The sequence below is a fragment of the Aestuariivirga sp. genome (assembly GCF_044239095.1).
Lineage (GTDB): Bacteria > Pseudomonadota > Alphaproteobacteria > Rhizobiales > Aestuariivirgaceae > Aestuariivirga.
The window spans coordinates 19,016-28,083 of record NZ_JBIICB010000020.1; the positions used below are offsets into that span (position 1 = coordinate 19,016).

General features: G+C 64.4%; 10 protein-coding genes. 5 read left to right on the forward strand and 5 right to left on the reverse strand.

What is annotated here, in order from left to right; genetic code table 11:
- Nucleotides 1-76: 76 nt before the first annotated feature.
- The 5 genes from rplS to ffh all read right to left on the reverse strand — a co-directional run bounded on the left by rplS (nucleotide 77) and on the right by ffh (nucleotide 3,871).
- Entirely contained in the window at nucleotides 77-478 is a 402-nt protein-coding gene (rplS, locus tag ACILRA_RS03495; RefSeq protein ID WP_395660704.1) for a 50S ribosomal protein L19, read from the reverse strand.
- A gap of 52 nt (nucleotides 479-530) precedes the next feature.
- Nucleotides 531-1,223, reverse strand: coding sequence for a tRNA (guanosine(37)-N1)-methyltransferase TrmD (trmD, locus tag ACILRA_RS03500; protein ID WP_395660705.1), 693 nt, complete (start codon nucleotides 1,221-1,223; stop codon nucleotides 531-533).
- Entirely contained in the window at nucleotides 1,220-1,735 is a 516-nt protein-coding gene (gene rimM / locus ACILRA_RS03505) for a ribosome maturation factor RimM (protein ID WP_395660706.1), read from the reverse strand. The genes trmD and rimM overlap by 4 nt, the downstream gene beginning before the upstream one ends.
- Before the next feature lie 184 nt (nucleotides 1,736-1,919).
- A complete protein-coding gene (gene rpsP / locus ACILRA_RS03510) occupies nucleotides 1,920-2,273 on the reverse strand; it encodes a 30S ribosomal protein S16 (protein WP_395660707.1) in 354 nt (117 codons plus the stop codon).
- A 35-nt stretch (nucleotides 2,274-2,308) separates the two neighbouring features.
- Nucleotides 2,309-3,871 carry a signal recognition particle protein gene (gene ffh / locus ACILRA_RS03515; protein ID WP_395660708.1) on the reverse strand — a complete coding sequence of 521 codons (1,563 nt, stop codon included), beginning with the start codon at nucleotides 3,869-3,871 and terminating at the stop codon, nucleotides 2,309-2,311.
- Nucleotides 3,872-4,357: 486 nt separating this feature from the next.
- Between ffh and ACILRA_RS03520 the strand changes: the two genes are divergently transcribed.
- The 5 genes from ACILRA_RS03520 to atpC all read left to right on the forward strand — a co-directional run.
- Nucleotides 4,358-4,936 (forward strand): F0F1 ATP synthase subunit delta, encoded by a 579-nt coding sequence (locus ACILRA_RS03520; RefSeq protein WP_395660709.1) that lies wholly within the window; start codon nucleotides 4,358-4,360, stop codon nucleotides 4,934-4,936.
- A complete protein-coding gene (gene atpA / locus ACILRA_RS03525; RefSeq protein WP_395660710.1) occupies nucleotides 4,936-6,465 on the forward strand; it encodes a F0F1 ATP synthase subunit alpha in 1,530 nt (509 codons plus the stop codon). Before ACILRA_RS03520 ends, atpA begins: the two co-directional genes overlap by 1 nt.
- A gap of 9 nt (nucleotides 6,466-6,474) precedes the next feature.
- Complete coding sequence (locus tag ACILRA_RS03530) at nucleotides 6,475-7,353, forward strand: F0F1 ATP synthase subunit gamma (protein WP_395660711.1); 879 nt, start codon at nucleotides 6,475-6,477, stop codon at nucleotides 7,351-7,353.
- A 24-nt stretch (nucleotides 7,354-7,377) separates the two neighbouring features.
- Nucleotides 7,378-8,817, forward strand: coding sequence for a F0F1 ATP synthase subunit beta (atpD, locus tag ACILRA_RS03535; protein WP_395660712.1), 1,440 nt, complete (start codon nucleotides 7,378-7,380; stop codon nucleotides 8,815-8,817).
- 5 nt (nucleotides 8,818-8,822) lie between these two features.
- Nucleotides 8,823-9,068: ATP synthase F1 subunit epsilon (gene atpC / locus ACILRA_RS03540; protein ID WP_395660713.1), on the forward strand; the 246-nt coding region annotated here is incomplete at its 3' end.

Genomic DNA, 9,068 nt, shown 5'->3' on the forward strand with positions numbered 1-9,068 from the left:
ATCGGCGACGAGGAATAGAAAAAGGGCCGGAGATGCTCCGGCCCTTGTCGAACGCTGTCTCGCAGACGGCGAGAAATCAATCGGCGGCCTTCGCCCCCGCGGCGGGGACGAGGCCCATCGCCTTCTGCTTCTCGGCGATACGGGCCGACTTGCCGGTGCGGCCGCGCAGGTAATAGAGCTTGGCGCGGCGCACCGCGCCGCGGCGCACGACCTTGATCGAGTCGATCATGGGAGAGTAGATCGGGAACACGCGCTCCACGCCCTCGCCATAGGACATCTTGCGGACGGTGAAGTTCTCGTTCAGGCCGCCGCCGGAGCGCGCGATGCACACGCCCTCATAGGCCTGCACGCGCGAACGCTCGCCTTCCTTGACCTTCACATTGACGATGACTGTGTCGCCCGGGCCGAATTCCGGCACGGCGCGCTGGGCGGCCACGGCTGCGGCCTGCTCTTTCTCGAGCTGAGCGATGATATCCATTGACTGTCTTCCTTAAAGGGATGGGGGCCTATAGCCCCAACCCGGTTCAAAATCAAATCTTTCCCGACTCATGGGCCCGCCAAAGGTCGGGCCGTCTGAGGCGTGTCAGGGCTTCCCGCTGCTCCTGCTTCCACCGGGCAATCGCCTTGTGGTCGCCGGAGAGAAGAATCCCCGGAATTTCAGCACCTTCCCAAGAGTTGGGCTTGGTGTAGTGCGGGTGCTCCAGAAGCCCCCCTTCGAAACTTTCCTCTTCGCCCGAGGCCTGTTTGCCCATGACACCGGGCAAGAGCCTCACCACGGCGTCGAGCAGCACGAGTGCCGCGGGTTCGCCACCCGACAGCACATAGTCCCCGATCGAGACCTCGCGAAGGCTTCGCTTCCCGATCACCCGCTCGTCCACGCCCTCGAAGCGGCCGCAGACGATCAGGCAACCCGGTCCCGCTGCCAGCTCCCGCACCAACGCTTGCGTCAGCGGCTCGCCGCGCGGGCTCATGAGGAGCCGGGGCCCCTCATGCGGGGCGGCATCGATCGCTGCCGCCAGCACGTCAGGCTTCAGCACCATGCCGGCGCCGCCACCTGCGGGGTGGTCATCCACCGTCCGGTGCCGGTCGGTGGCGGATGCACGAATGTCGCGTGCCTCCAGTGACCAGATCCCCTGTTCCAGCGCGCGCCCGGCCAGTGACTGGCCGAGCGGGCCCGGAAACATCTCCGGGAAGAGGGTCAGCACCGTGGCCCGAAAGCTCATGGCTGCTCTTCCGCGTCGAGATAGCCCTCGGGCAGGTCGACCACGACCTTGCTCCAATCTGCCTCCAGCACATACTGGCTGGCGAAGGGGATCAGCACCGTGTCCTTGCGGCCCTCGACCTTCACGTCGATGAGGTCGCCTGCACCATAATCCGCCACTTCCACGATCTCGCCCAGACGTGAGCCATCGGCGAGAAACACCGGAAGTCCGATGAGGTCATGCACATAGACTTCATCTTCTTCCGGCTCAGGCAACCGCTCGCGCGGCACGAAGAGTTCCGTGCCCCTCAGCGCCTCCGCCGCGTTGCGGTCAGTCACACCCTTCAGGATGGCGATGAAGCCGTCCTTCTGGGGCCTGAGCTTGGCGATCGCGATCTTCGCACCCTTTGCCGTTTCGAGCGGCGAGTAGGATGCGATGGCAGCCGGATCTTCAGTGAAGCTCCTGAGCTTCACCTCGCCCCTGATGCCATGCGCACCGGTGATGGCGCCGACGAGAACCATGTCCCTCTTCATTCCCCGCTCCCACGCAGTGGTGACAAGGACATCCCACCAATCTTCCTCTCCCCCTCCGGGGGAGAGGGCAGGGTGAGGGGGTGGTTCAGCGCGCACATCGCCAGAAGCCGGAGTCCGTGGCGGGCAGCCCCCTCACCCCTCCCTCTCCCCCTGAGGGGGCGAGGGGGAAGGCAGGGGATCAGCCTTAGCCGTTGGCTGCAGCGGCAGCGGCCGCAGCGGCGGCCTTCTCGCGCTCGAGGCGCTTCTTGCCGGGCAGCGCCTTCTGCGGGTTGTTGCGGGCTTCGCGCTTGGCAAGCCCCGCCTTGTCGAGGAAGCGCAGCACGCGGTCGGTGGCCTGCGCGCCCTTCTTGAGCCAGGCCGCGGCCTTCTCGGTGTCGAGCTTCACGCGGTTGGCGTCGTCCTTCTTCAGCATCGGGTTGAAGGCGCCGACGACATCGATGAACTTGCCGTCACGGGGTGCAGCCGCGTCGGCGATCACGATGTGGTAGTAGGGGCGCTTCTTGGTGCCCGCACGCGCGAGCCTCATCTTCACGGCCATGGTATATCTCCTCTAAGATCCGTGTACTGATTGACTTACTTCTTTTTGCCGAAACCCGGCAAACCCTTGAAGGGCGATCCGCCGCCCAGACCCGGCAATCCGCCAAGACCGGGAAGCTTCGCGCCGCCGAGGCCGGGAAGACCCGGCATCTGCGGCACCGAGCCGCCCTTCATCATCTCTTTCAATTCCTCCGGCAGCGCATTGGGGTCCAACCCTGCGAGCTCTGCCTGCATCTTCTCGAGTTCAGCTGCATCGGGGCCGCCCTTGGCCCCGAACATCTTGCCGAACATGCCCTTGCCCTGGCCCATCTGCTTCATCATGCCGGCCATCTGCAGGTGCATCTTGAGCAGCCGGTTGATCTCCTCGACCTTGGTGCCGGAGCCCGCAGCCACACGCTTCTTGCGCTTGGCGTCCATCACCTTGGGGTTCCGGCGCTCATAGGGCGTCATGGAGCCGATGATGGCCATCTGGCGCTTCAGCACCTTGTTGTCGAGGTCGAGGCCTTCCATCTGCTTCTTGATCTTGCCCATGCCGGGCAGCATGTTCATGACACCACCCATGCCGCCGAGCTTCTGCAGCTGCTTCAGCTGGTCGGCCAGGTCATCGAGATCGAAAGCGCCCTTCTTCATGCGCTCGGCGATCTTCTGGGCCTTCGCCTGATCGATGTTGAGTGCGGCCTTCTCGACCAGCGAGACGACGTCGCCCATGCCCAAGATGCGGCCCGCGATGCGCTCGGGGTGGAAGTCCTCCAGCCCGTCGAGCTTTTCGCCCGTGCCCATCAGCTTGATGGGCTTGCCCGTCACCTGCCGCATGGAGAGTGCGGCACCGCCGCGGCCATCGCCGTCGATGCGGGTCAGCACGATGCCGGAGATGCCGATCTTCTCGTTGAAGGAACGCGCGAGGTTCACGGCGTCCTGGCCCGTGAGGGCATCCGCAACGAGAAGTGTCTCGTTGGGCTTCACAATATCGCGGACATTGGCCGCTTCGGCGAGCAATTCCTCGTCGATGGCGAGGCGGCCCGCGGTGTCGAGCATGACGATGTCATAGCCGCCCTTGCGGGCTTCCGACATGGCGCGCTTGGCGATCTCGACCGGCTGCTGGCCGGGAACAATGGCCAGCGTGTCGACATTGACCTGTTTGCCAAGAATGGCGAGCTGTTCCTGTGCGGCGGGCCTCCGCGTGTCGAGCGAGGCCATCAGCACCCGGCGCTTGTCACGCTCGGAGAGGCGCTTGGCGATCTTGGCTGTGGAGGTGGTCTTGCCGGAGCCCTGCAGGCCGACCATCAGGATGGCAACGGGCGGCGAGGCGCGCAGGTTGAGGGCGGTGTTCTCAGCGCCGCCAAGGGTTTCGACCATCGCGTCATGGACGATCTTGACCACCATCTGGCCGGGCTTGACCGACTTGACGATCTCGGCGCCGACCGCCTTTTCGCGCACCTTGTCGGTGAAGGTGCGGACCACCTCGAGCGCCACGTCGGCTTCGAGCAGCGCCCGGCGCACTTCGCGAAGGGCCTCCTCGACGTCGGATTCCGAAAGGGCACCGCGTCCGGTGATCTTGTCCAGAATGCCCGACAGGCGATCGCTTAAGGTGTCAAACATGGTTCCCAAGTCCTCTGGCGCAAACGCATTTCGCACCCGGGGGCGAAACTCGCTGCCGGATGTTGGCCGCCTCACCCCCCGGGAATGTCAAAACCCCATGTGTGAGACCACCTGAAGACGTTCAAGCCGTCGTGTGATAGCGGGTGGATAGGGGAAATGGCGGGGAAAGTCAAATTTCATGCCCGGCAGAAGCCGGGGCGGCCCCGTTTGCACACCCCGCCGGATGTTACCCCGAACGCCTTTGACCACCGAGCCGGCCGGCGGCTTTCCCGGTCTGCCACCCTTGCTGGTCAGCTGTCCGAAGGTGGACCTGCCGCATCGCGGCAATCCGCGCATGTGATCTTGGTTGCGAGTCCGTTTTCCTTGTGATAGCCAACCCGCGCGGCGGGGCTGGGGTCCCGGTCCGTGGGTGTGCCCCCTTGCATACCGATCTCCCAAAAATTCAAGTGGTTGAGCGCCTGTCTTCACCGGGTGCCCGCCGCAAAAATGAATGAAAGACGGATCGTGGCGACCACAGATCAGACAGTTTCCGGAGTTCCGGGCCGCTATGCCAGCGCCTTGTTCGAACTCGCCACCGAAGAAAAGGCCACCGAGGAGGTCGGCCGTCAGCTGGCCCGCTTCGGCTCAGCCATCAACCAGTCGGAAGACCTGAGGCGGCTCGTGCGCTCGCCGGTCTACTCCTCAGAGGACCAGATCGGGGCCCTCGAGGGGGTTGCGACTGAGCTGGGCCTTTCCGGCACAACCATCAACTTCCTGAAGCTCGCGGCCAAGAACCGCCGGCTCCCGGCACTTCCCGACATGATCAAGGCCTATGCCACGCTGCTCGCATCTTCCAAGGGCGAGATTGCGGGCGAGGTCACCTCGGCCGAGACGCTCTCGGAATCCCAGCTCAATGACCTCAAGGCCGCGCTCAAATCGTCGCTCGGCCGTGACGTCGCCCTCTCAACCCGCGTCGACAGCTCGATCCTCGGCGGCCTCATCGTCAAGGTGGGTTCCCGCATGATGGACAACTCGCTGAAGACCAAGCTCCAGACACTCAAGATCGCCATGAAGGGAACCGCCTGATGGACATTCGCGCCGCCGAAATTTCCGCAATTCTCAAGAAGCAGATCAAGGACTTCGGCAAGGAAGCCCAGGTCTCCGAAATCGGCCAGGTGCTGTCGGTGGGTGACGGTATCGCCCGCGTCTACGGCCTCGACAACGTGCAGGCCGGCGAGATGGTCGAGTTCGCCAACGGCCTGAAGGGCATGGCCCTCAACCTCGAAACCGACAATGTCGGCGTCGTGATCTTCGGCTCCGACCGCGAGATCAAGGAAGGCGACACCGTCAAGCGTACCGGCGCCATCGTGGAAGTGCCCGTCGGCAAGGAACTGCTGGGCCGCGTCGTTGACGCGCTCGGCAACCCGATTGACGGCAAGGGCCCGATCAAGTCCAAGGAAATGCGCCGCGTCGACGTGAAGGCGCCCGGCATCATTCCGCGCAAGTCGGTGCATGAGCCGATGTCCACCGGACTCAAGGCCATCGACGCACTGATCCCGATCGGCCGCGGCCAGCGCGAGCTCGTCATCGGTGACCGCCAGACCGGCAAGACCGCCATCATCCTCGACTCGATCCTGAACCAGAAGCCCATCCACATCGCAGGTCCTGAGAAGGACAAGCTCTACTGCGTCTACGTGGCCTGCGGCCAGAAGCGCTCCACCGTCGCCCAGTTCGTCAAGGTGCTGGAAGACAATGGCGCGCTCGAATACTCGATCGTCGTTGCCGCCACCGCGTCGGACCCCGCACCGCTGCAGTATCTCGCCCCCTTCACCGGCTGCACCATGGGCGAATATTTCCGTGACAACGGCATGCATGCGCTGATCGCCTATGACGATCTCTCCAAGCAGGCCGTTGCCTACCGCCAGATGTCGCTGCTGCTGCGCCGCCCGCCGGGCCGCGAAGCCTATCCGGGCGACGTGTTCTATCTCCACTCCCGCCTGCTCGAGCGTGCGGCGAAGCTCAATGACGCCCAAGGTGCCGGTTCGCTGACCGCGCTTCCGGTCATCGAGACGCAGGCCAACGACGTGTCGGCCTATATCCCGACCAACGTCATCTCGATCACCGACGGCCAGATCTTCCTCGAAACCGATCTGTTCTACCAGGGCATCCGCCCGGCGGTGAACGTCGGCCTCTCCGTGTCGCGCGTCGGCTCCGCCGCGCAGACCAAGGCGATGAAGCAGGTGGCCGGCAAGATCAAGGGCGAGCTCGCGCAGTACCGCGAAATGGCGGCCTTCGCGCAGTTCGGCTCCGACCTCGACGCCTCGACGCAGAAGTTGCTCAACCGCGGCGCACGCCTGACCGAGCTTCTCAAGCAGTCGCAGTTCTCGCCGATGAAGACGGAAGAGCAGGTCGTGGTGATCTATGCCGGTGTGAACGGCTATCTCGATCCGCTGCCCGTCAACAAGGTGAAGCCCTTCGAAGAGGGCCTGCTGCGCTATGTGCGTGACAAGCAGCCCGAGATCCTCGATGCGATCCGCACCGAGAAGGCGATCTCGGATGCCACCATGCCGAAGCTCAAGGCCGCCGTCGAAGCTTTCGCCAAGTCCTTCGTCTAAGGGTCCGCGATGCCCAGTCTCAAGGACTTACGCAATCGCATCGCCTCGGTGAAGGCGACGCGCAAGATCACCAAGGCCATGCAGATGGTGGCCGCGGCGAAACTGCGCCGCGCCCAGGAAGCCGCCGTCGCCGCGCGCCCCTATTCGGAGCGCATGTCGGCGGTCATCGGCAACCTCGCCAACGCCATGGAAGGCCAGGCGGGTGCGCCAACGCTTCTCACCGGCACCGGCTTTGACCAGACCCACTTGCTGATCGTGGCGACCGCCGAGCGCGGCCTCTGCGGCGGCTTCAACTCCTCGATCGCCAAGATCGCGCGTGAGCATGCCGACCGTCTCATCGCCCAGGGCAAGACGGTGAAGATCTTCACCGTCGGCAAGAAGGGCAATGACGCGCTGAAGCGGGTCTATGGCAAGTACATCGTGGAGCACATCGACTTCCGCGGCGTGAAGTCCATGTCCTTCGCGGAAGCGCAGACGGTGGCCCAGAAAGTGCTCACCATGTTCCACAGCGGCGAGTTCGATGTGGCAACCCTGTTCTTCTCCGAGTTCAAGTCCGTGATCTCGCAGAAGCCCACCGCACTCCGCCTGATCCCCGCCGATGTCTCGGGCGCCAAGCCCGCCGACCTCGGTGGCGCTGTCTACGAAGCAGAGCCCGAAGAGGGCGAAATCCTGGCTGATCTCCTGCCGCGCAACATCGCGGTGCAGATTTTCCGTGGCCTCCTCGAAAATGCGGCATCCGAGCAGGGTGCGCGCATGAGCGCCATGGACAACGCCACCCGCAACGCCGGTGACATGATCAACAAGCTGTCGATCAAGTACAACCGCCAGCGCCAGGCGCAGATCACCAAGGAACTCATCGAAATCATTTCGGGCGCCGAGGCGCTCTAACCGAACACGGGAAGGATCAGACACATGGCAAACAGCGAGGCCGCAACCGGCCGCATCACCCAGGTCACCGGCGCCGTCGTGGACGTCGCCTTCGATGGTGGCCTTCCGGAAATCCTCAACGCCCTCGAGACGATGAATGGCGGCAACCGCCTCGTCCTCGAAGTGGCGCAGCACCTGGGCGAGAACACGGTGCGCACCATCGCCATGGACTCGACCGAGGGTCTCGTGCGCGGCCAGGCGGTGAGCAACACCGGCGCTCCCATCACCGTGCCGGTCGGCAACGAGACGCTGGGCCGTATCATGAACGTGATCGGTGAACCGGTCGATGAAGCTGGCCCCATCGGCGCCACCGCCCGCCGCGCCATTCACCAGGCGGCACCGGAATTCGTCGAGCAGTCGACGGCGGCCGAAATCCTCGTCACCGGCATCAAGGTCGTCGATCTTCTGGCGCCCTACGCCAAGGGCGGTAAGATCGGCCTGTTCGGCGGTGCGGGCGTCGGCAAGACCGTGCTGATCATGGAACTCATCAACAACATCGCCAAGACGCACGGCGGCTACTCCGTGTTCGCCGGCGTAGGCGAGCGCACCCGCGAAGGCAACGACCTCTATCACGAGATGATGGAGTCGGGCGTGAACAAGAACCCGAAGGAAGGCTCCGTCGCCGGTTCCAAGGCCGCCCTCGTTTACGGCCAGATGAACGAGCCGCCGGGTGCCCGCGCCCGCGTCGCCCTCACGGGTCTCACCGTTGCCGAGCACTTCCGTGACCAGGGCCAGGACGTGCTGTTCTTCGTGGACAACATCTTCCGCTTTACCCAGGCCGGTTCCGAAGTGTCAGCACTTCTGGGCCGCATTCCCTCGGCCGTGGGCTATCAGCCGACACTCGCCACCGACATGGGCCAGATGCAGGAGCGCATCACCACGACGACCAAGGGCTCGATCACCTCGGTGCAGGCCATTTACGTGCCCGCCGACGACTTGACCGACCCGGCGCCCGCAACGTCCTTCGCTCACTTGGACGCAACGACCGTGCTGTCGCGTTCGATCGCCGAAAAGGGTATCTACCCCGCGGTGGACCCGCTCGACTCGACCTCGCGCATGCTCGACCCGCGCGTCATCGGTGAGGAGCACTACAACGTCGCCCGCCAGGTGCAGCAGATCCTCCAGCGCTACAAGGCGCTGCAGGACATCATCGCCATTCTCGGCATGGACGAGCTCTCGGAAGAGGACAAGATGACGGTGGCGCGCGCCCGCAAGATCGAGCGCTTCCTGTCGCAGCCCTTCGACGTGGCCGCCGTGTTCACCGGTTCGTCCGGTGTGCAGGTGAAGCTCGAAGAGACCATCAAGGGCTTCAAGGGCCTCTGCGAAGGCGCCTATGACCATCTGCCGGAGCCCGCCTTCTACATGGTCGGCACCATCGACGAGGCGATCGAGAAGGCCAAGCGCCTCGCCGCCGAGGCGGCGTAAGCATCATGGCTGGCCTTCATTTCGAACTCGTAAGCCCCGCGCGGCTTCTGTTCTCAGGGAGCGTGGCCTCGGTCACCATCCCGGGCACCGAGGGCGAGATGGGCATCTATCCCGGCCACGCGCCCCTCCTCTCGACGCTGAAGCCCGGTGTCGTCACCGTCTACAAGGACGGCGGCTCCACCGACCGCATCTTCGTCAAGGGCGGCATGGTTGAAGTGAACCCGCAAGGGCTGACGCTGCTGGCCGAGGTC